The sequence below is a fragment of the Marinobacter sp. ELB17 genome, assembly GCF_000169375.1.
Classification (GTDB): Bacteria; Pseudomonadota; Gammaproteobacteria; order Pseudomonadales; family Oleiphilaceae; genus Marinobacter.
Genome location: NZ_AAXY01000024.1, coordinates 15,814 through 37,558 on the forward strand (window position 1 = coordinate 15,814; position 21,745 = coordinate 37,558).

Below are 21,745 nucleotides of genomic sequence, written 5' to 3' on the forward strand. Positions count from 1 at the left end.
TGATGGCAACACAGGATTTTCTCGTTGAACTGGGCACCGAAGAATTGCCGCCAAAAGCCCTGAAGCAGCTGTCTGATGCGTTCACTCAAGGCATTGTCAGTGGCCTGCAAGCCGCCGGCATTGAATTTGGCGCGGTAGAACCTTTCGCCGCACCACGGCGCCTGGCCCTGCGCATTCGCGACCTGGCCCACGCCCAACCCGACAAGCCGGTGGAAAAGCGCGGCCCAGCCGTAAAAACCGCGTTTGACGACGCCGGCAACCCGACCCGAGCACTGACCGGTTTTGCCACGTCGCTGGGCGTTACCCCCGACGAACTCGACACCCTGGAAACCGACAAAGGCGCCTGGCTGGTGTTCCGCACCGTAGAGCAGGGCAGGACCACCGCTGAGCTGATGCCAGAGTTGATAGAGCAGTCACTGGCCGCACTGCCGATTCCCAAGCGTATGCGCTGGGGTGCTCACCGCACCGAATTTGTGCGCCCGGTACACTGGCTGGTCATGCTGTATGGCAGCACAGTGATTGATCACCCGATCATGGGCCTGAAGCCCGGCAACAAAACCCGTGGCCACCGCTTCCACTGCCCGAAATCACTGATCATTCCTACCCCGGCCGACTACGAAGTGGTGCTGCGTCAGGAAGGCTACGTGCTGGCTGATTTTGCCCAGCGTCGGGAGCAGATTCGCAAGGGCGTGAACGCCCTGGCACTGCAACAGAACTGCGTTGCCGTGATTGATGAAGCCCTGCTGGACGAAGTGACCGCCTTGAACGAATGGCCGGTGCCGCTAATGGGGCGTTTTGAAGAGCGTTTCCTGCAAGTGCCTGCTGAAGCACTTATTTCGTCCATGAAAGAACACCAGAAGTACTTCCATCTGGTGGATGACAACGGCCAGATGCAGCCATTTTTCATCACCGTCGCCAACCTGGAAAGCAAAGATCCGTCACAGGTAATTGCCGGTAACGAAAAAGTGATTCGCCCGCGCCTGTCCGACGCGGCGTTCTTTTACGAAACCGACCGCAAAAAGCGCCTGGACCAGCGCATTGATCGGCTCAAGCCCATCGTATTTCAGGATAAACTAGGCAGCGTTTACGACAAATCTGTACGCGTCGCCGCTTTGGCCGGCAAGATTGCCCAAGCCATTGGCAGCGACCCGGCGCTGGCCGAGCGCGCCGCCATGCTGGCGAAAACCGATCTGGTCACCGAAATGGTGCTGGAATTTACCGATCTGCAAGGCATCATGGGCCAGTACTACGCCACCAACGACGGCGAACACGCCGACGTGGCCAGCGCTCTGAACGAGCAGTACATGCCGCGCTTCGCCAAAGACAACCTGCCCACCACCTTGACCGGCTGCGCCGTGGCCATTGCCGACCGGCTGGACTCCTTGGTCGGCCTGTTTGGCATCAACCAACCGCCGTCTGGCACCCGTGACCCGTTCGCCCTGCGCCGTGCCGCCCTGGGTGTGCTGCGCATTATTATCGAGCGTCAACTTCCGCTGGACCTGCAAACCTGCTGCGACTGGGCGGCGCAACAGTTCACTGACCTGCCAGCAGAAAACCCCGCCACCAGCGTGGTGGATTACATGCTGGAACGCTTCCGCGCCTATTATGACGAGCAGGGCATTAGCGCTGAAGTGTATCTGGCCGTTCATGCTCGCCGGCCCACCCGCCCACTGGATTTCGACCGCCGGGTAAAAGCGGTAGAAGCCTTCCGCCAGCTGCCTGAGGCCGGAGCGCTGGCCGCTGCCAACAAACGGGTGTCCAACATTCTGGCCAAACAGAGCGATAGCACAGTGCACGACACAGTCGATGCCAGCCTGCTGCAAGACGCCGCCGAACTCGCCCTGGCCGAACAGGTTGAGCATCAGACCGACACCGTGCTGCCGCTGTTCGAAAAGGGTGACTACACAGCCGCTCTGCATTCGCTAGCCGATCTGCACCAACCGGTAGACCGCTACTTCGATGAAGTGATGGTGATGGCAGACGACGAAGCCGTGCGCAACAATCGTTTGGCCCTACTGAACCGACTGCGCAATCTGTTCCTGCGGGTAGCGGATATTTCCCTGCTACCCAGCGCCAGCTAACAGGATAGAGGTGAAATAGCGCTGTGCTCATCATTCTGGACCGGGACGGGGTGATCAACCAGTACGAAGGCGGGTATATCTGCTCGCCGGACGACTGGCACCCCATTCCCGGCAGCATCAAAGCCATTGCCCGCCTGTGTAGCGCGGGGCATCGGATTGCCATTGCCACCAACCAGTCCGGTATTGCCCGCGGCTACTACGACCGCGATACGCTAGACGCCATGCACCGCAAACTCGGCCGCCTGTTAAGAATTGCCGGCGGCCACATCGACTTTATTGCCTACTGCCCCCACCACCCGGACGAACACTGTGCGTGTCGCAAGCCTGAGCCTGGCCTGCTGCAGCAAATCCAACGACATTTCAATTTAAAAACACTGGCAGGTAGCGTGATGGTCGGCGATAGCCGAAAAGACCTGGAAGCCGCCGCCAAAAAAGGCTGCCAGCCGATTTTGGTGCGCACCGGCAACGGCCTTGACACCGAACAGGAGCTGCAAACCCGGCCGCTGGCGGAATCTGCCCAAGTGCTCGTCTATAACAACCTGCGCAGCTTTACCGATGCGTTTTTATCCGGCAGAGACTGGTAAAATAAGCGCGTATCCGTATAATGCTTGCCGTTGATCGGCGTGTGGCGCAGCTTGGTAGCGCACTTCGTTCGGGACGAAGGGGTCGCAGGTTCGAATCCTGCCACGCCGACCAGAATTCAACGACTTAGGGCGCATCTTCGGGTGGGCCCTAAGTCGTTTCTGGCTGGGTACAGGTTGGGTACATAAACCCGTCACCACCTTCTGATTCACAATAATTCATTCAAAGTCATTTCAAAGTGCCTCTTCTGCGCACCTTATTGTTCCCGTTAATTTGCATTTTACCACGCCATCCCTCTCTTATTGCAGTAATCACTCAATTACAGCGCCCAACTACCGCTTGCATCCCCGTAGCATTGAATTGCACTCAAAACTAAACGGAGATGAAGATGAAAATTTCGCAGACGAAGATGCACTTCACAGATACGGAGGTGGGGAACTACTACTCAGTATCCCGACACACGATTTGGCGCTGGGTTCGCGAGAGCAAATTTCCTCGTGGCAAGAAACTGAGTTCGGGATCCACCCGATGGCTGAAGTCAGATATCGAAAAGTTCGATCAGGAGGTGCTTCGTCGGAATGAGACCGCGCTCACGGAGTGAACGTTGCACCTAGCGGCAAAGAACTCGTCTGGATTGGCAGGTTATGGGGTGAGTCTCGTTACCAGGTAATATAAGAGGCAACATGCATGGCCCGAAATACCAAAACAGTCGTTATCCGCCAAAAAACCCTGCTGGAGATGCCTTATCTCTCCAGCAGTGGTCTCTCTACCTTGTCGACTTCCGACAGAGACGTTCTTCTTCATCGAGAATCGACTAAGAAAAGCTATTAAAAACATTAATTTGTAACAAATCTACCTCTTGCACCTCCGATGATTTCCGATAGTTTCAAGGTGTACCCCGGATACCGGGATTAACCTGAAATCATTAGAGGTAACCTGTATGACGAACACTATTGAAGAAATCAACGAGTTGGTGAATCAAGCCCTCGCACTCGCCCAGAGTATTGATCTGTTTAAAGAGATCGAGGTGGTGCTGACCTGCCACAAAACCCAGGGACAGGAGTTCGTAATCCAACAGCAGCTTAATGAGCACAGCAACGCCAACCTACTCGCAGGGACTCCTCAGGATATTGGTGATCAGCTGGGCTCAATCAAGAAAAACGCCTGGTTCAGGGTAGCTTGAACGACGTATCTGGCAGGGACGCCGGACTCCATTTTGCGAGGTAATATTATGGAAATTCAGAAACAGGCAGAAATACTCCAGACAATCCTAACAGCCGATCCGGATATCAGTGAGATACATCTCATCTTCCACCTACGCTGGGAGAACTGTATGGCTACCGTGGAACTTTTCTGGAGCATCGATGAGCCAGACCGGCAGTATATGGCTATTGATTTCGACATGAAGAACGACTGGTATCTTCCCGGAAGCTGATCCATCGTTTTGCAAAGCTCTCCGCATGCCTTTCATCCTAAGCATTTAATGGTCGTGCGCAGCATGACCATTAAATGTCTGTTGGACCAAGCCGCCAGGACCATCGGGCTGCGTATAAGGATAAAGTAATTTATGCGCAGAAGCCGGAACGGTAGGTCTGGTGCCAGACGTGAATCAACACTAGTGAAAGATGCAGTGGTGCTGCGAAACCAACATCATCTTTAACGATCAGCAGGGCCAGGCCGTTGGCCTGCTTGCGGAAATCAATCGGCGCCCGGTACAGATAAATCTCCGGCAATGCCAATGACGGGCGCAGGTACCGGCGACGCATCACAACTGCCTCAGGACCGCGCCCAGCAACTCGATATTGCCCGCATGCAATCCGGTGATCGAGATGCCGCCGGGCAATGACACGGTTAGCTCCTCTCCGGGAGCAAACGCGGAATGCGCGCCACCCTGGCAAATCCCGTGACTGCGGACTTCTCATCCGGGTGGTGATCAGACTCTGTCAGCTTCTTGCGCCAGTAGACAAACCGGTGGTAACTGAGCGATTGTTCCTTGCAGAAAGCAGCACCGGACAAGCCAGAGGCCTGCCAGTCAGATAGTGTCTGGTCCCAGAACGGATGTAGGGCGGGGTTGTTCATACGAGATTCCTCCTCGGGTGACAGGCAGAAATCAGTGTGGCGAACTCTGGATTCTGGATACAGGTGCGAATTTATTGGCGCTTACCTCATTGCTGTTCAATAGTCTCTGCTAGACTTCCCGATATGTCGTCATAAAACGCAGGCAGGGTGAGTGATGTCGCGCAGAGGTTGGGTAAACAGTGGACTGGTGGTGGTACTGATTCTCGCAGGCGGGCTGGCACTATACGGCTACCGCTCCCTGCAGTCGGATATAACGCAGCTGACCGATGCACGCTCGACCGCTGAATCCAATGCGGAAGATCTGCGTAGCCAACTGCAACAAAACGAGCAGGCGTTGACGGCAGCTCGGGCGCGGCTCGAACATCGCACCAGCAGTGCGGGTAAACTGGAAGCCGAACTCGACCGCCTGCGTCAGACGCTGGCCGGGGCCAAGGCCGACTTGCAGACTGCGCAACAGCAGGTTGAGAAGCTCAAGGCCCAGCTGGAAACAGCGCAGACGGCGTTGGCTGAACGGGAGGAGCAGGTCGCCGAGCAGGGTGGTCAGCTCAAACGGAGCCGGGATCAGATCGCTGCTCTTACGGCGCAGCTGGCTGCAGCCACCAAGCACGTTGAGAGCTTATCCCAGCGACGCGACGCACTGACGTCAGACCTGAACGCTGCGCTGGCAAAACAAGGTGACGCCCAAAACCAGATTGACGAGCTGACGACGCAGTTAACGCAAGCGACCGGGCAGGCGGACACCCTGACGCAGCAGCGGGACGACTTGACCGCCACGCTGACTGCCACTCAGAGCGCCGCGAACGCACAGCAGACCGATGCGCAGAACCGCATTGCCGAGCTTGAAAAACAGCTGGCGGAAGCCAACGCCGCGCTTGCCGATGCGCGCCAGGAAGTCCGGCAGCATCAATCCGCACTGGCGTCGGCGACCGAGCAGCGCCAGTCTGTTGCCGAGCAATACCAACAAGCACGTGAGCAGCTCGCGCTACAGCAAGCTCGCAGCCAGTCTGCCACCGAGACCATCAACGTGCTGGAAGCCCGGATGGCACAGGAAAAAGCGGCAACCGATAACCTTCAGTCGCGGCTGCAATCCCTGAGTCATGAGAAGGAAAGTCTGGTGTCCCGACTGGAAGATGGCACCACCGTGATCAAGCTGCCGGAGAGCATCGTGTTTAATTCCGGTTCTGCCAGAATCGGCAAAGCCGGCCAGCACACCCTGACGTTGCTCGCTGATGCACTGAAAAGCTTTCCGGATCACCTGATCAGTATTCAGGGGCACAGCGACAGCCGCTCCATTGCTCCTGCCTTGCAGAGTTTGTATCCAACCAACTGGGAGTTATCGGCGTCACGGGCTGCGTCAGCGGTGCGGGTGTTGAGAGAGGCCGGTATCGACCCCAGCCGGATGCAGGCAGTGGGTTTTGCAGATGCCCGACCGCTGGTTAAAGAAATCGATACCGTCAGTCGTCGGAAAAACCGACGTATTGAGGTGCTGTTGTATCCGTCCCAGTTCAAGATAAAAGCCTACCGACCGGGCGGCCGTGAGCTGGCCCGGTAGTGGTTTCCTCCGGAGCTGCCGGACGGTTGATTAATAGTTCGACGGAAAGAGTGCACGCAGCGCCTCTTCGTCCCGCTCTTTCTTGAACGGGTGGTCGGTGCCGACCAGACGTGCGCGACTCGCCGCTGGCCTGTCTTCGATAAGTTGGGTCAGAATTGTTGGCCAGGAAGGAGCTCCTTATTTTTTACTGCCATTTTCCAACTCCGTTATAGCTAATTTTAAAGAATCTTGGGTACTGGCTGGGGGCAGGTTCTGGCCTGGGTACTTGTTGGGTACCTGTAAAACGACTTGCCACGCCCTGGACTCAACCAACACCAATGAATTCTATAAAAACTTATTAAAAACATACAGTTAATAGACTAAAACGGAAACGAAATAGACCTGAATAAACCGAAATGAAACACTAAGCTATTTTATTCGGGACGAAGGGGGCGCAGGTTCGAATCCTGCCACGCCGACCAGAATTCAATGACTTAGGGCACATCTTCGGGTGAGCCCTTTTTTGTTTCTAGCTGTCTAGTGTCACGCTCGATGGCCTGAGGGCGCCCAAATGGTGAATATCTATCGCCCCTCCGGCACCGGTATCAACCCGCCAGCTCCTGCAATAACACTCGCAGACGGCTCATTCCGGCAACCACTTGTGCAGGATCGCCTTTCAGGCTCAGCTCCACCTCGCGTCGACCGTCCGCATGGGGCAGGCAGGCCAGGCGCAAATCCGGATACTCCGCCAGCAGCAACTCCATCAATGGAATCAACGGCCCTTCCGACGTATCGGTCAGCACCAGAGTCTGGCTCACGGTGCGATTGGCCGCCTGGTAGTCGACGTAATCATGATCCAGCACCCATTCCACCATCGGCCAGGCCATTCTGGGAAAGCCGGGCACAAAATGATGGTGATGAATGGCGAAACCGGGAATGCCATTGATCGGATTAGGAATGATTCGGCTGCCAACCGGAAACTCCCCCATGCGCAGGTGCAGCGGATTCAATCGTGAACCCAGCCGTGACCGGATTTCCGCCTCGGCTTCGCGATGCAGGGCAAGGTCTAGTCCCAGGGCCGCGGCCGCGCACTGGCGGGTCAAATCGTCCGGAGTCGCACCAATGCCGCCGAAGCTGAACACCACGTCCGGGCTAGCAAAGGTTTGCGTCAGCGTCTGGGTGATCAACTCACCCTCATCCGCAATCGTGCGCACCCACGACAACTCCAGTCGGCGCTCTTCAAACCGCGTAATCATGGCGGCCAGATGGGCGTCCTGCTTGCGGCCGTTCAACAGCTCGTCACCAATGAGGATGAGACCAAAACGGGGTATTGGCGTGCTATTCATCATTACTCCTATAGGGCGATGAGACCTACACCGCTGAGTCAACCCGAAACTCTACGGCTGAGGGATTCAGCGCAGATAGCTCTCAAGCGCGAACACATGGGGGTCATCGTCACCCAGTGCTCGCAACGCGGTGGCTAGGTTTAGGAGATAATCGCGATTACGACCGCTGGGGCCTTAGCAGTTTACTCACTGCAAAAATTGACAAACTGTTTAAACAGCTGGGTTGAAAATCATCAAGGTCGTGAGCACTTAATCTCCCATACGACTCAACCGGGCGGCCTCTACGATTTCGATCCAGTAGCTATCTATGTCTTTGATAAAGGCCACGTCGCGCATTTTGCCCTGCTCTGGACGTTTAACGTAGGTCACATTATTTGCATCGAACCAGCTAATAGCTAAATCCAAATCGGGAACAGAGAAGCAGATGTGGCCAAACCCCTGGGGTTGCGCATTGCCATCGTGGTAAGCGAAGCCGTCCTGATTTTCCGTTCCCCAGTTGTGGGTCAGTTCGAGAATGCCAGTCTGACTGAAGGTCCAGACGGTTCGGTCGCTCTTGTCCTCGGGTACGATTTGGTCTGGCTGCATTTTCGTAAGGAAATAAAGTGAGAACTGCATTTCTTCGAAATCAACTCGACGCAGGACTGTCATGCCCAAAACGTGGGTGTAGAAAGCAAGTGACTTTTCCGGATTCTTGATACGAAGCATCGTGTGGTTAAGACGAAAGCCCGCTGATTCCTTTGTAGGGGCCTTGACTCCGGGGTAGTTCTCACCAGTGAAACTCATATTCAATTTCCTCTATTATTCCTGTTGGTGGTAGGGAGTAAATTACACAACCCCCTGCTTCAGCATTTGTCCCATTTTTTCAGCTTGTCGCAATGCCAGTGCCACAATCGTCAGCGTCGGATTTTCGGCCGCTGAGGTGGTGAACTGGCTGCCATCGGAAATGAACAGATTGGGAATGTCGTGAGTTTGTCCGAAACCATTACACACGCCATCCTGAGCTTTCGCACTCATACGACAGGAACCAAGGTTATGGGTGGACGGATACGGAGGAGTGCGAATGGTTTCCAACGCGCCAACCGCTTTGTAGATGGCTTCACCCCGCTCGAATGCATGCTCGCGCATGGCGATGTCATTCTCGTGATCATCATAGTGGACGTTGGCAACTGGCATACCAAAGGCATCTCTGACGTCGGTGTTAAGGGTGATACGATTGGTTTCACGAGGCATATCCTCACCCACCAGCCACATACCCGCCATGTGGTCGTATTGGTCCATGGCATGGGTGAAATCACGCCCCCAGGCGCCGGGATTAAGGAATGCGGCCATGAACGGCAGACCGAGAGATAACGTTTCTATCTCGTAGCCGCCCACAAAACCGCGAGCCGGGTTGTGCTGCGCTTCATCCTGAATGATCCCCGCCATGGTGGTACCACGATACATGTGGACCGGTTGCTCGAAGGTTGCGTATACCGAGCCCGTCATGTGCCGCATGTAGTTGCGACCAACCTGTCCGGAGCTGTTCGCAAGACCGTCCGGAAACATGCTGGTGGCTGAGTTCAACAACAAGCGTGGAGTCTCAATTGAATTGCCGGCAACGGCAACCACTCGCGCTTTCTGACGCTGTTCCTTTCCATGCTTGTCGAAGTACACTACTGCGGTTACACGGCCCTTGCTATCGTGTTCAATGCGAGCAACATGGGACTCGGGGCGCAGCTCCAGGTGCCCCGTCGCAATACCGTCTGGCAATTCGGTATAGAGTGTTGACCATTTGGCGCCAAACCGACAACCCTGGAAGCAAAAACCGCGTTGCTGGCAGCCCAGTCGACCATCGCGGGGCTGACTGTTGATTGCCATGTGGCCGGTGTTACAACTGTAGCCCAGCTTCTGGGCTCCGGCATGCATTACCTTGAAATTGTTGTTGCCCGGCAAACCGCCAATGTCGTTGGTGCGGGTAACCCCCATGCGGTTTTCAGCATTGGTGTAGTAGGGCGCCAACTCATCATAATCAATAGGCCAATCAAGTAGATTGGCGCCCTCTACGTTCCCGTATGTGGTCAGCGCATTAAACTCGTAGGGTCGGATTCTCAGGCTGGCGCCCGCCCAGTGAATGGTGGTGCCACCCACCGCTTTCACGATCCAGGCTGGAAGGCCTGCGAAATCTTTGGCGAGGCGAAAGCTGCCCGAAGTGGTGCGGGGATCAAGCCACGCAAGCTGACCAAAAGATGCCCATTCATCGGCCAGAAAGTCTGCCGTGGTGTGCAAAAGGCCAGCTTCAAGAACCACGGTATTAATGCCCTGCTGAGCGAGCCCATTTGCTAGAGTTCCGCCGCCGGCACCAGATCCGATAACAACAACAACGCTGTCATCATCATGGGAAAACGTCTTTTGATTTTCAGTCAATGACATGGGGTTTCTCCGAGCTTTTGTTTTTATGAGGTTTCTATTGATGAGTGAGACTAAGATTCAGCGTGGGTTTATACCGCTGTCCTCCGGCTTCGGGTCTGGTAACCAGTCGAGATCATCAAACCCGGCATTCACGTAGCCACCGTCACCGATAGCACCTTCGTATCCGAAATGCGCAAACGCCAGCTCATTGTTGTACAGAGAAACTACTGCGGTGCTGCGGATCTTTTCGAAAAATGGAGTTTTGGCCATTGCTTCAACGTGGCGAAATTGTTCGGTTTCGTCGAGCCCGGCCCAATTCCCACCGGCAAGTTGGTTTAGCTCCCGCACGCCATCTGGAAGCAACGGAGATGCTACGTCCAAGTCCCGAACAACAAGGGCGTAGACCGCGTCTTCAAGTGTATCGTGTGGAAAAATGTGCCGAGTAACCTTAAGAAGAGTTTCACCTTCAGCGCTGGTGAGGCTGTTCAACGGCATAGACCATGCTCTGGACGGAGCTATTAGCGCGATGGCACCGTTGCTAAAAGCTAGGGTGCCGATCAGGACGTTTTTGCTGTTTCTGAGAAAATTTCTACGCGATATTGGCATGATTACTCCTGCAGGGCCTACGCCGGTCTCTTTGCGCGTAACAGCAGCTTCAGCCCCAGTTTGTTGTTGTGGTTTTAAGTTTTCTTTGGAGTTCCATTATACTAAACACGAAAAACTTCTGTTTGGTATCAATGTTTTTGGTTTTCTTAATTCCACAAAGTGGAACAATAAAGTAGTCGCGTTTGGCTGCGCTTGAGGGGCTACTATGCACGACCGTTTCCAGCTGCTGAAAATTTTTGCGACGGCGGCCCGATCCAGCAGCTTTCGGGAGGCGGCCTGCCAGCTGGGCACTTCGCCACAAACCATTGGCCGCGCCGTGAAGGAGCTAGAGGGCCAGCTCGGAGAGTTGTTGTTCCACCGAAGCACCCGCCAGATTCAGATCACACAATTTGGCGCCACATTCCTGCGCGATTCGAACAGTCTGATTTCGGAGCTGGAATTTCTTTTCGAGCATTCACGGTCTCCTGAAACAGAACCCTACGCAGGACGAGTTGGCATAGTGGCGCCTCATTCTGTAGGTCGTGGCCATGTCCTGCAGTTACTGGGGCCGCTGATCAGGGAGGCGCCAGAATGCCTGATTGATCTTCGGCTGGAAGATGAGGTGACGGACACTGTGGGCGCCCAGATCGACATCGGCGTTCGTGTTGGTGCGCTTCGAGATAACCGCTATGTTGCTCGCCAGGCGGCCCTAGTGCCCCTAATTGTGGTGGCAACACCGGAGTTGGTGCGACAGGTTGGAGAGCCACAATTGATTTCAGATCTAATTCAGAAGCCGGTATCCGGTCGTATTGATCGAGATTCTGGGAGAATCTGGCCGTGGCGATTTAATAGTTTAAATCACACGCCCTCGTCGCCCCGGTTTGTCTCCGATGACCCGGAAGCGGAACTGCAAGCGGTGCTTAACGGCTGGGTTTTTGGCCAAATTGCCGCCTTTCTGGTGATTCCTTACATTCGCGAGGGCCTGCTCGTTCCAGTGTTGCGCCAGTTCGAGCCGCCGCCGCTGCCCCTATATGTTTATCGACCACAGCGGGGGCCTGTCCCACGCCGGGTAAGAAAAGTGTTTGATACACTGACGGAGAGTTTTGCGGATGAGGTACGTTTCCCGTTCCAAGTTTAATCGGGATCTTATTGACTTTGATTAGGTGCCGTGGCGGATTTTCGGGCATGAAAGTTATCGATAACCCGCCCCAACCACTAACGTAGCCGTTAGAGAGACGGCCATGGTTCTGATTTAATAGGCGTTCGAGTCACCGCTGCTTTTTTTGAGTCTGAACGGAAATTTACGCTCATAAACACATAGCGAGGGAAAACGAAAAATTTACTTGCAACTCGATGAAATAATAAGAAAAGAAAGTAATACTGTGTGGAAATTCCTGCAAAATCAAGCGCGAAAAAGCAAGTACCCTCCGTAAAGAAAACACGTACCCACTACTCTAAAACCTTCCGCTAGAATGCGCCTGGCTAAGCCAAAGCGACGCTTCTTGCGCGCAGCCAGACCTGTACTCGCATCCAGCCCACCAGCCATAAAGTCGCCACCCCAAAGCCAATAAACGTGCCCATATTCAGGCCCAGGCTGTCGTAAGTCAACGAGATGCAGAGGGCATAGCAAAGCAGCGAACCCAGGCCTGCGGGGTAGTGCTTGATCACCGCGGCCACCGTGGCTCGCCCGTGGGTCAGGTGCAGAATCACCAGAAAGGGATACATGGTCACCGGGAAAGCTGCCATGACGCCGGCCCAAGCCGGGGGCAACACATGAGCCAGGCCCGTGATCACAAAAATAATGCCCGCAGCAAGACCGGAACGCAAAACCAGCGCCGGCCATGAGAGGCTGCGACGGGCGCCAACCGCCACATCAGGCACCCGGCGATAAAGGCGAACGAATATCAGAATGGCGACGAAGGTAGTCAGCGTGCCGGTGATTCGGGTGAAGTCGATACTGGTCAGTACCAGGCTGGTCAACAGCCAGGCCAGAATACCCAGGGCCGTAGCGCTGAGCACGCCGGGCAGGCCATCACGCCTGGCGCCAAGCAGGTAGCCCCCGCTCAGCGCCAGGGTGGCCGAGAACCCCGCCAACGTATGTACCGCACTTTCGGTGGCGAAGGCCGGGGAAATCTCCAGGCCGATGAAGTACAGGGCGATGGCCGTACCCAGCGGATAGCCCGCTAGCATCCCCGCCATGCGCGCACTCACACGTTCAGCCACCAGCGACAGCCCCAGAACAATGCCAATAGAGATAACCAATTTGGCCAACTGCCAGCTCAGCGGAACATCCACTTTCGATACTTCCTGTTTACTGATTAAAGCGCGTGATAATAGATCAAATTGTAACGTCTATCTTTAACTTTGCTCAAAAGCAGCTGCGCCCTGACCAGCCGTATTTAAACACATCTCTATTAGAGGAATTTCATATTCATGCCCCATCCAAAGGTGCGCAAACCGAAATCATCCGCCGCGTAGACCAACTCTTCGCCTACGCCGACACCATTGAGAAACAGGTGAACAACGCCCTGGCAAGGGTCAACAGTCTGACCCAATCCATCCTGGCTAAGGCATTTCGAGGCGAACTGACCGAGCAGTGGCGTAAAGACAACCCCGAACTGATCAGCGGCGACAACAGCGCCGAAGCGCTGCTGGGAAGAATCAAAGCCGAGCGGGCAGCTATGACGCCGGCGAAGAAAACCCGGAAAAGGTTTCATCATGATTAAGGTTGCGGTCTCACACGCATATAGCTGACCATTTTCGTGGCGTCACAAAATTATTTTTTGTCATGCTTCAATAATCTAGGTTCGGCAGCCGAGTGGATCAGCCACTGCAAACCAAAGAGGATAATATCTCTGACCTGAGCCACGGTATGCTAAGCTTTTGGCAGTATATCGGGTTAAACCATAGCACGCAGGTGATTTGTGGGAAGTCATATTAATATCAATGATTCAGAGGCAAACCTTCTGGGAGTTGGCCTTTACACGCCCGCTGAAGCGGCGGCCTATACCGGGATTCCAGTAGCGCAGATCCGTCGGTGGCTGTTCGGCTATACGTCTGGCAGCAAACATTATGCGGGCCTTTGGCGGCCTCAACTTGAAGGCAGGGCTACGCAAGCTCTAGGATTCCACGACTTGTTGGAAATTCGCTTTGTGCATGCATTCCGGAATTACGGCGTCAGTCTGCAGGCCATTCGCCGAGCCTCTGCCCATGCCAGAGAACTGTACGACCAGCCATACCCGTTTACCTGCAAGCGATTCCAAACGGATGGTCGCAGTATTTTCGCCACCGTTCTTGAGGAAACTGGCGATGACACCCTCTTGGATCTCGTGAAAAAACAATACACCTTCAAACAAGTGATGACCCCGTCTCTTTACCGGGGTATTGAATACCACAATGACTCAGCCCAGCGCTGGTATCCCCTCAACCGCAACCGTCGCGTGGTATTAGACCCGGCCCGCAATTTTGGTAAACCTGTTCTCGCTGAGACCGGTATGACAGTAGATGCCATTGTCAGTGCCTGGCACGGCGAAGAGCGTGATGTAAGGCGTGTCGCAGCGCTTTATGAAGTGCCCGTGGCTGAAGTGGAGGCAGCCATTCAGTTTGAGCAAAGGACCGCCGCTTGAAGTTTTTATTGGATAATAATCTCCCTCCACCATTGGCAAGGGCGCTCCATGAGCTGTCGGCATCCGACGGCCACACGGTTATTCACTTGAGTGAGAAATTTCCCCGCGACACCGCCGATATTGAATGGATTAGTATTCTGAAGGCAGAGGGCGACTGGGTCGTTGTTTCTCAGGATCAATTCAGAAAAAGCGATCTGGAAAAACAGGCGTTTCGTCAGGCAGGTTTAACAGTATTTTGTTTGGCCAAACATTGGAGCAGTGCTCGTTACTGGGAGAAGGCGCATCAGATTGTCCGTTGGTGGCCGGCCATAATGGACCAGTCTGAGCGTTTAATGGGTGGGGCAGCGCTTCGCGTTCCGTGGCGTTTTCATCCGCCTGGGCGATTTGAGCAGATCAAGGGTTAGCCCAATCAGTCATACGCTTTCCTGGAATACTGCCCTCAAACCGCCAAGTGCCGCCGAAAAAGCGCCAGCGCAACACTGAAAAACACCACACCTATGGCCACCAGCGCCAGCATTTGCGGCCACACCACGTCCAGACCTGCACCGCGGTAAAGGATGGCTTGCGCCAGGCTGACGAAGTGGGTGGTGGGCGCCACCAGCATAATTTTCTGCACCTATTCGGGCATGCTTTCCCGCGGAGTTATGCCGCCAGAAAGCATTTGCAGGGGCAGTATGGTGAGTATCAGCAGCAGGCCGAACTGGGGCATGGTGCGAGCCACGGTGCCAATCAGAATGCCGATGGCGGTGGTGGAAAACAGATGAATCAGGGTGCCGAACATAAACAGCCATATTGAACCCTGCACCGGCACATCCAGTATCTGCTGGATCACCAGGGTTACCGAGAGAATGGCCGCCAGCATCACAACCAGGCCGTTAGCCCACACTTTTGCGACCATGATTTCGAACGGCTTTATCGGCATCACCATCAGGTGTTCTACGGTGCCGTGTTCACGTTCGCGAATCCGCGCGGCACCGGTCAGTATAATGCTGATCATGGTGATCAGCTCCATCACGCCGCCAAACCAGGTGCCATGCAGATTGGGGTTAAAGCTCACCCTGGTTACCAGATTGATGGGCAGGGCACCGCCGGCACTGCCGGTTCGCATAAACTCCGCCACTTCGGTGGTCAGCAACTGTTCGATGTGGCGCGAACCGATGAACGCCTGGGTCATGCGGGTAGCGTCGATATTCAGCTGTACGCTGGTCACCCGGCCCTGGCAGATGTTGCGCTCGAAACCGTCGGGAATCACCAGAACGAACGTGTGACTGCCTTTGTCCAGAACCTCGTCAATCTGGCCATACTGGATTTGGTCCGCTGGCATAAACCAGGGCGATTGCAGGGAATCGATCATGTGGCCAGCCAATGCGCTCTGGTCTTCATCCACCACAGGCGCATTGTGCAGTTCCATGGAAGCGACAGAGCCTGCGGTGTACACCATCAAAGTAAACGCCATTAATACGAACGCCAGCAGCACCAGGCTGGCGTAGCTGACCGTTCTGAAGCCGATGTAGGGCAGCTGTTTACCCAGCAGAAATTCGAGCCGGTTTACCGGGGTTACATACAGGTTGGTAATAGAACCCAGTTCTTTTTCCCGCACTATGCCCAGCGTCATCAGAATAGCGGGGATGAAAGTCAGCAGTATGGGAATCACCGCCGGCACCATAGCGTCCAGGCTACGAAAATCCTGGTTATAGCGGTAGCGGGCTTCAACGGTTACCAGGGTCAGGGCCGGTACGCTGCCGTAGGTGCGCTGGGCCAGATCTTTCAGGTAGCTGAAATGCAGGCCTTGCATATACCCCAGTATGGTCTCACCGCGAAAGGGCATGGCGCCGTCTACCCACACGGCGATTTCGGTAGGCCGGCCGCGTTTCAGGTTTTTGCCAAAACCCGGCGGTATCGCCGGAACCAGGCTCAATTCGCCGGATTTCATCCGCTGTTCCAGTTCGGCCATGGTGGCCACCGGTGGTTGCTTTAAAAAGTAGCGGGAACCAGATACGGCAGTGATGTAGTCGTGGCTTTGCGGAGTTTGGTCTTGGTCCAGCACCACGAAGGTCAGGTCTTCCACGTCCATGGCAATGCCTTAGCCCAGAATCATCATCAGCAAGGCCGAACCAATGAACGCAAATGCCATGCGGATAGGGTCACGCCGCAGCTCGCGGGTTTCGCGGCGGCCATAGGCCATCAGGCGCTGAAAACTGAAACGGCGATAGCGCGGCCGGTCGCTGGCGTTTCAGCCAGGCTCGAAAGAGGCGGTTGATACCTATTATCACAAAGCCATCGAATTGGGTGCAAGCTGTGGCGGCGAACCCGGCCAGCGTATTCCCGATCAGTTCTACGGCGCCTACGTGAAAGATCCAGACGGCAACAAAGTGGCCTTTTACCACTTCGGCTGATTCAGCCCTGCCATAAGCTGAGGCCGCTTTAATCGGCGGTCTCGGTTCCAAACCACCATCGCGGTAACAACTCCCGAATTTGCGGCTGTAAAAATCGGTCGTCAATCAGCCAGATCACCCCTTCGTCTTCTGGCGTCCGAATAACACGCCCCGCGGCTTGAGCCACTTTCTGCAGGCCAGGGATCAGATAGGTGTAGTCGTAACCTGCGCCAAAACGCTGTTGCAGGCGCTGTTTCAAAATTTCGTGCCAGGCATCAAAAGGCGGCAGGCCGAGGGTGGCCACAAACGCGCCAATCAGCTGGTCCCCCGGTAAATCAATACCTTCACTGAAAACGCCCCCCAGAACCGCAAAAGCCACACTGCCGGATTCTTCGCGGAACCCTGCCAGAAAATTTTTGCGCTGCTGTGGACTCATGCCTGGCTGCTGTGAACGTTGGGGCACATCTGCGGCGCTGCTGCTCAACGCCACATTGACCTCATTCAGATATTTAAAACTGCTGAAAAACGCCAAATAATGACCCGGCCGCTGTCGATATTGCTGCGCGATCAGCTCGGCAATGGGCATTACCGACGTCTCACGATGAGCCTGGCGGGTGCTGATCTTGGGCGTGAAGTTCAGCTGTAGCTGATCAGCGCCGAACGGGCTGCGCAGGGAGGTAAAACAGCTGTCTTCCGGCAACCCCAGTAAATCCCGGTAATACACGCCTGGGCTTAAAGTCGCGGAAAACAGCAACACCGAGGCTGCGGCCTGAAACCGGTCGCGCAGAAAATCCGCCGGCACCAGATTCTGAATAGTCAGCCTGGCGCGACCGCGACCTTCGCGGCGAAATTCACACAAGGAATGATCGGCGAAGGAATCCGCCAGTTTCATAAAAGCAACGGACTCGAACAGTACTTCCTGCAATGCCAGGTCAGGCGGGTTATCCGCCAGATAATCCGTGAGCCCAGACACCAGGCCCTGCAGGCTGCCAGTCAGCGACACAGGCAGGGTATTTAGAAACACCGGTGATGTGCCCGCTGCGGCTTGGTCACGAATCACTCCTTGCCACGCCCGGGCGGCGCGGTCCAAGTGGGATTTCAAGACTTTGGGCGCGGTTTTACGCAGCTTCAAAAGCCGCTGTTGGTCCAGCTGCACCGAATACATACCGCGGCCGCGATCCACCAGATTGTGGGCTTCATCCAACAGCACGGCCGTTTTCCACTGATTCTGCCGGGTCAAGCTGTGGAGCAGGGCAGACTGATCAAACATCCGGTTTACGTCACCAATCACCAGGTCGCACCAGCGCGCCATTTCCTGGGCCAGAAAGTAGGGGCAAATATTATGGCCGGCGGCGATTTTTGCCAGCGCCTCCTGAGTCAATGTGGAACTGGCCTGGGAGGCTTCAGCACGGGCGTCTGGCAGGCGGTCAAAAAAACCTTTGGCCAGGGGGCAGGCATCGCCGTGGCAGGCTTTGTCTGGGTGCTCGCAAGCATCGGCTTTAGACACCAGCTCCAACGTTCTTAAAGGCCAGATTTGCGGTGCTTCCTGCGCAGCCCTTAGGCGATCTACCGCGTCTACCGCCAGCTGACGGGCGGTGTTGCGGCAGGTGAGGTAGCACAGCACGTCCTGATTCGCCGCCGGCATAGCCATGAGTGCGGGGAACAAAGTACCCAAGGTTTTGCCCAGGCCGGTAGGCGCTTCCAAAAGCAAGGTGCCGCCCTTTAAGGTGTTTTTGTAAACAGTTTCTGCAAGCTGGCGTTGGCGTGGGCGAAACTGCGCAAACGGGAAACGCAGTCCAGACAGGCGAATATTCCTCTGCTCCCGGTGATGGGCTTCGCGTTCTGCCCACAGCCGGTAGCGATCACACAGCACTTCCAGCTCTTGCCAAAGCTCATTGGCGCGCGCGGTTTCGCTGGTCGACGTTTCGCGGTTGTTACCGATGTCGAAGTACACAAGTGCCAGCTTTAACGTTTTGAGATTTTCCTGACGGCACAGCAGAGCACCGTAGGCCCGCAGCTGGGCGCGGTGCAGCGCGCGCTGATGGGCGCGAATACGCGACAGGTCGCCACGGTGGGTTTTGATTTCTTCCAGCAGTCCGGAGTGCGGGTTATACACATCGGCGCGGCCAGACAGCGCCAGGCCCAGGCATTCGCCGCTGACCGGGTACTCGCTTTTATAGCCGTATCCGCGCTTGGCCTGAATCGCCTGGTGGCCGGCAATGCCCTCTTCGGCGCTGGGCGCCGGGGTGTAACGAAAATCCAGATCGCCTGCACGGGCAGCAAACTCGCAGAGTGTGCGTACCGCCACCTTCATGGCGTGGCCTCGCTGGTTTGCCAACGCAGATAACACACGCTGGCGGCGATGCCCTGGCTGGCAAAAAACTGCAGCCAGCGGACCTGGTGATCCTGCAAGCGGTCACCGGGGCCTTTTACTTCAATCATCTCGTAGCACAGCTCAGGGGGCGAGTTTTCGGGGTAAAAGCGGACAAGATCGGGGAAACCGCTGCGATGTTCGCGAATATTCAGCAAAAGGCGCTTAAACAGAATGTGTAAATCCAGCGCGGGAATGCAGTCCAGCGCCAGCGTTATCAGCTCTTCGTTCAACGCCGGCCAGGTCACAAAGGGGTTGGTAATGCCCTGCTTGGCGGCGTAGCTATCCAGTATCTGCTGGCGATAGCCGCCATCGTGTAGCATTGCAAAGCACTGGTCGAACGCGGCCTGGCGCCGGCTGACAAAATCTTCCCTCAGCAAGTCCGCTGGGCCAGTGTGAAACGGATGAAAAAAAGCACCGGGTATGGGCTTGAAGAGGGTGTTCCAGCACAGCAGGCCAAACAGGCTGTTAATCAGGGTGTTTTCCATATAGAACACCGGTGCTTCGGGACTCGACAGGTGGTCACGTACCACCCGCTCCACAGAGCGACCCGTTTGCGGCAGCTTCAACGTAAACTCGCGAAGCGGCGGCAGTTGTGGTGCCAGAGGAGCGGGCTGTTTTACCTTGGCCGCCAGCCGCTTCAGAATCCGCGCCAGGCCCTGGGTTTCGGCGTCGCTGAGTTCAGCGTGCGGCCAATTGACGGCAATAGCCCAGGCTTCATCAAAGCGTTTCATTCGCTCCAACAGCCGCAATTGTTTCAATCGGGCTTCCCGATGACCGCTGGCGGCCAGTGCTTCCAAAGCCAATTTCCGCTCACCCTGACGTTCGGCCTGCCGCCCCAGCTCCAGTAACAGGCGGTCACGGCGACTAGTCAGCCATGGATTGTCGGAAGGTTGCGGCACCTGGGCCCACACGTCAGCGGCCGACATTCCTGTGTCCAGACATTCGCGGCAATGGTGCATGGCCAGATAGGTATCCACTTGGCTGCGTTCGGAGAAAGCCCGGGCTTCAGAGGTGAATTGCACCTGCTCGTAGCGGTGGTGGCCCAACTCCACCAGCACAAAATCCGACCAGCTCTGGCGCAGGTTGCCGAAGAACATCAAACGAACGCGGTCGAACAGGGCCATTGGGCTCACCCGCACTACCGGCGAACCAGGGTCACCCAGCCAGTCCATTACGGTACGGGCATCGGCGTAGATGCCCTTCAAAACCTCGCGCATCTGGGCTTTGGCCAGGTTTTTGGCGAAACCGGCTTGTACCAGAACCGGCGCAAACGCAGGGCGGAGTTCGGCCAGAGTGAATAGGCGAAACAGGTCGTCGAGCGTTACCAGCGGATCGGCATCGAGCCAATCACTCTCAACCAAATCATTTAACGCCTCAGTTTCCGAACTTCCCAGCTCTGGGTACTTCAGCTTATCAGCACGGAACAGATCACCGCTGCGCATCACCATTCGGGTCAACAAAGCGCGGGAAGGACGGGGCAACTCAAAGAACTCGCTCAGCCGGGCATTCTCCGGCGCCGACAGCAGGTCGAAGTGGTGATTAGCCACCCACGCCACCACCGTTTCCATGTTTTCCAGGTAATACAGGGGGTTTTCAAGATTCGCCGCGGCGGGCCTGTCATTCAGGTGATGATTGCTTATGGGCATACGCACAGACTTTATAATAGTTCAAACACCTGTAGTTCAACCGCCCAACGTTTAAATACCTATGTCAGCCGGTTGCAGGCGCACCCCAGCGACTTTCCACACGTTTTCTACCTGTACCATTCTGTAATAGGCGTCCCAGGATTTGCCCTCAGGGCCTTTGAGCTTCACGACCTGAATGTGAAAAACACCGTGGGGCACGCTTTCAGTGAATTCAATCTGGATGGCACTGTGTACGGCAGGATAGGCTTCGCGCACCATATCCACAAACACCTGTGACGATCCAAAGCGGCGCTTAATGCCCTCGGAAGCATAGGCCCAAGCTTGCTCACCGTCGTTGTTAGCAAATGCTTCGATCTGGCGTAGGATCGTGTCGTGAATTTCAGCTTCTTCGTCATTATCGTCGCTAGCAAAAGACTGGGATGCCCACGCAAACGCAAAGCCCAAACTTATTATCAAAAACAGAACAACGCTCTTTGTCGTACGGGTAAGTTGCTGTCCCATGTCAAAACCCTCTTATTGACCATATTTTAATCAATACGGGTAAAAAGGTGCTGCAGACTCCCCACGTGCAAGCGCGGCTTTAATCACGAGCGGATTTTTCTGGCCAAATGATGTTAATCAGTGCCTGTCGTCGTCGATCAGGAAAGGCAATGGTATTGTCTGAGCGGGCAATCGCCAGCGCCTCACCGAGCATGCGGAACAACTCAACGTTCTGGTGCACACACTTCGGAATGGCCTGGCTACGCAGATATTTCAGGTAACGCTGCAGGTTTTCTTCATCCGACCGCCAGTGCTCGCCGAAGGCATTTCGGAACAGAGCCCGCGTCGCAATGGCGCGCCACTCATCGCAATAACCGCTTTCAAGCCTTTCGGGATAAACATACAAATCCTTGATTTCCTTCTGTATGTTTACAACCACGTGTTCCGGCGGGAACAGCAGTCGCATAGCCAGCAGATCGTAACTGTCGTTCAACTGTTCATTTACGGCGCTTTTGACCCACTCTATTCTGCTCATGATCATTCGTTCAGTAAGGTATTTACCTTGCGACAATTTTCTATCACGCACGGTTTCAGATTGTCCGCTTCTGTGGTCACATACGCTAAGCTGACGCATCGGGATTAAACCCCATAC

The 21,745-nt window shown here is 55.4% G+C and carries 23 protein-coding genes, 1 tRNA gene and 2 pseudogenes; 12 read left to right on the top strand and 14 right to left on the bottom strand.

Annotation, left to right across the window (positions count from 1 at the left end; translation table 11 throughout):
- Positions 1–2: 2 nt before the first annotated feature.
- From glyS to MELB17_RS18430, 6 genes are all read left to right on the top strand, one after another.
- Entirely contained in the window at positions 3–2,081 is a 2,079-nt protein-coding gene (glyS, locus tag MELB17_RS18405) for a glycine--tRNA ligase subunit beta (RefSeq protein ID WP_036185505.1), read from the top strand.
- Positions 2,082–2,104: 23 nt separating this feature from the next.
- Positions 2,105–2,665, top strand: coding sequence for a D-glycero-beta-D-manno-heptose 1,7-bisphosphate 7-phosphatase (gene gmhB / locus MELB17_RS18410; protein ID WP_007351835.1), 561 nt, complete (start codon positions 2,105–2,107; stop codon positions 2,663–2,665).
- 35 nt (positions 2,666–2,700) lie between these two features.
- Positions 2,701–2,777 (top strand) — tRNA-Pro (locus tag MELB17_RS18415).
- A gap of 295 nt (positions 2,778–3,072) precedes the next feature.
- Entirely contained in the window at positions 3,073–3,264 is a 192-nt protein-coding gene (locus tag MELB17_RS18420; protein WP_157133351.1) for a helix-turn-helix transcriptional regulator, read from the top strand.
- Positions 3,265–3,603: 339 nt separating this feature from the next.
- On the top strand, positions 3,604–3,846 hold the full coding sequence (locus MELB17_RS18425) for a hypothetical protein (RefSeq protein ID WP_007351837.1): 243 nt from the start codon (positions 3,604–3,606) through the stop codon (positions 3,844–3,846).
- A gap of 48 nt (positions 3,847–3,894) precedes the next feature.
- Positions 3,895–4,098, top strand: a complete 204-nt coding sequence (locus MELB17_RS18430) for a hypothetical protein (protein ID WP_007351838.1) — start codon at positions 3,895–3,897, stop codon at positions 4,096–4,098.
- 130 nt (positions 4,099–4,228) lie between these two features.
- Here MELB17_RS18430 and MELB17_RS18435 read toward each other — a convergent pair whose 3' ends face one another.
- Both MELB17_RS18435 and tnpA read right to left on the bottom strand, forming a co-directional pair.
- A complete protein-coding gene (locus MELB17_RS18435; protein WP_157133347.1) occupies positions 4,229–4,432 on the bottom strand; it encodes a hypothetical protein in 204 nt (67 codons plus the stop codon).
- A gap of 82 nt (positions 4,433–4,514) precedes the next feature.
- Positions 4,515–4,742, bottom strand: a complete 228-nt coding sequence (gene tnpA / locus MELB17_RS18440; protein ID WP_007351841.1) for an IS66 family insertion sequence element accessory protein TnpA — start codon at positions 4,740–4,742, stop codon at positions 4,515–4,517.
- A gap of 154 nt (positions 4,743–4,896) precedes the next feature.
- On the opposite strand from tnpA, the gene MELB17_RS18445 reads away from it, so the two are divergent.
- Entirely contained in the window at positions 4,897–6,294 is a 1,398-nt protein-coding gene (locus MELB17_RS18445; protein ID WP_007351842.1) for an OmpA family protein, read from the top strand.
- A gap of 584 nt (positions 6,295–6,878) precedes the next feature.
- On the opposite strand, the gene MELB17_RS18450 is transcribed toward MELB17_RS18445, so the two are convergent.
- From MELB17_RS18450 to MELB17_RS18465, 5 genes and pseudogenes are all read right to left on the bottom strand, one after another.
- Entirely contained in the window at positions 6,879–7,619 is a 741-nt protein-coding gene (locus MELB17_RS18450; RefSeq protein WP_007351843.1) for a competence/damage-inducible protein A, read from the bottom strand.
- Between the two features lie 66 nt (positions 7,620–7,685).
- Positions 7,686–7,781 (bottom strand): annotated as a pseudogene (locus MELB17_RS24015) (gamma-glutamylcyclotransferase); the annotation flags it as partial.
- A gap of 87 nt (positions 7,782–7,868) precedes the next feature.
- Positions 7,869–8,402: a lactoylglutathione lyase gene (gloA, locus tag MELB17_RS18455; protein ID WP_007351844.1), complete on the bottom strand. Its 534-nt coding sequence runs from the start codon at positions 8,400–8,402 to the stop codon at positions 7,869–7,871.
- A 42-nt stretch (positions 8,403–8,444) separates the two neighbouring features.
- Positions 8,445–10,028, bottom strand: coding sequence for a GMC family oxidoreductase (locus tag MELB17_RS18460; RefSeq protein ID WP_007351845.1), 1,584 nt, complete (start codon positions 10,026–10,028; stop codon positions 8,445–8,447).
- Positions 10,029–10,085: 57 nt separating this feature from the next.
- Complete coding sequence (locus MELB17_RS18465; RefSeq protein ID WP_050774961.1) at positions 10,086–10,613, bottom strand: hypothetical protein; 528 nt, start codon at positions 10,611–10,613, stop codon at positions 10,086–10,088.
- Between the two features lie 205 nt (positions 10,614–10,818).
- Here MELB17_RS18465 and MELB17_RS18470 point away from each other — a divergent pair, with 205 nt between their 5' ends.
- Positions 10,819–11,730 (top strand): LysR family transcriptional regulator, encoded by a 912-nt coding sequence (locus MELB17_RS18470; protein WP_007351847.1) that lies wholly within the window; start codon positions 10,819–10,821, stop codon positions 11,728–11,730.
- A gap of 344 nt (positions 11,731–12,074) precedes the next feature.
- Here MELB17_RS18470 and MELB17_RS18475 read toward each other — a convergent pair whose 3' ends face one another.
- Positions 12,075–12,887: a hypothetical protein gene (locus MELB17_RS18475; protein ID WP_007351848.1), complete on the bottom strand. Its 813-nt coding sequence runs from the start codon at positions 12,885–12,887 to the stop codon at positions 12,075–12,077.
- A gap of 32 nt (positions 12,888–12,919) precedes the next feature.
- Between MELB17_RS18475 and MELB17_RS18480 the strand changes: the two genes are divergently transcribed.
- The 3 genes from MELB17_RS18480 to MELB17_RS18490 all read left to right on the top strand — a co-directional run bounded on the left by MELB17_RS18480 (position 12,920) and on the right by MELB17_RS18490 (position 14,622).
- On the top strand, positions 12,920–13,318 hold the full coding sequence (locus tag MELB17_RS18480) for a restriction endonuclease subunit S (protein WP_007351849.1): 399 nt from the start codon (positions 12,920–12,922) through the stop codon (positions 13,316–13,318).
- A gap of 315 nt (positions 13,319–13,633) precedes the next feature.
- Positions 13,634–14,218, top strand: coding sequence for a DUF433 domain-containing protein (locus MELB17_RS18485; RefSeq protein WP_227498966.1), 585 nt, complete (start codon positions 13,634–13,636; stop codon positions 14,216–14,218).
- Positions 14,215–14,622, top strand: a complete 408-nt coding sequence (locus tag MELB17_RS18490; protein ID WP_007351851.1) for a hypothetical protein — start codon at positions 14,215–14,217, stop codon at positions 14,620–14,622. Before MELB17_RS18485 ends, MELB17_RS18490 begins: the two co-directional genes overlap by 4 nt.
- A 35-nt stretch (positions 14,623–14,657) precedes the next feature.
- Here the strand turns inward: MELB17_RS18490 and MELB17_RS25815 are convergent, their stop codons facing one another.
- Entirely contained in the window at positions 14,658–14,822 is a 165-nt protein-coding gene (locus MELB17_RS25815; protein WP_157133348.1) for an ABC transporter, read from the bottom strand.
- Positions 14,823–14,834: 12 nt separating this feature from the next.
- Positions 14,835–16,292 carry an ABC transporter permease gene (locus tag MELB17_RS25820; RefSeq protein WP_007351853.1) on the bottom strand — a complete coding sequence of 486 codons (1,458 nt, stop codon included), beginning with the start codon at positions 16,290–16,292 and terminating at the stop codon, positions 14,835–14,837.
- A gap of 160 nt (positions 16,293–16,452) precedes the next feature.
- Between MELB17_RS25820 and MELB17_RS18500 the strand changes: the two are divergent.
- Positions 16,453–16,614 (top strand): annotated as a pseudogene (locus tag MELB17_RS18500) (VOC family protein); the annotation flags it as partial.
- A gap of 28 nt (positions 16,615–16,642) precedes the next feature.
- On the opposite strand, the gene MELB17_RS18505 reads toward MELB17_RS18500, so the two are convergent.
- The 4 genes from MELB17_RS18505 to MELB17_RS18520 form a co-directional block, all read right to left on the bottom strand.
- The gene (locus tag MELB17_RS18505; RefSeq protein WP_007351856.1) at positions 16,643–18,907 is read right to left on the bottom strand and encodes an ATP-dependent DNA helicase; all 2,265 of its coding nucleotides are present in this window, start codon (positions 18,905–18,907) and stop codon (positions 16,643–16,645) included.
- The gene (locus tag MELB17_RS18510) at positions 18,904–20,613 is read right to left on the bottom strand and encodes a VRR-NUC domain-containing protein (protein WP_007351857.1); all 1,710 of its coding nucleotides are present in this window, start codon (positions 20,611–20,613) and stop codon (positions 18,904–18,906) included. Before MELB17_RS18510 ends, MELB17_RS18505 begins: the two co-directional genes overlap by 4 nt.
- Before the next feature lie 51 nt (positions 20,614–20,664).
- On the bottom strand, positions 20,665–21,114 hold the full coding sequence (locus tag MELB17_RS18515) for a DUF4864 domain-containing protein (RefSeq protein WP_007351858.1): 450 nt from the start codon (positions 21,112–21,114) through the stop codon (positions 20,665–20,667).
- A 79-nt stretch (positions 21,115–21,193) separates the two neighbouring features.
- Positions 21,194–21,628, bottom strand: a complete 435-nt coding sequence (locus MELB17_RS18520; protein WP_036185491.1) for a hypothetical protein — start codon at positions 21,626–21,628, stop codon at positions 21,194–21,196.
- Positions 21,629–21,745 lie beyond the last annotated feature (117 nt).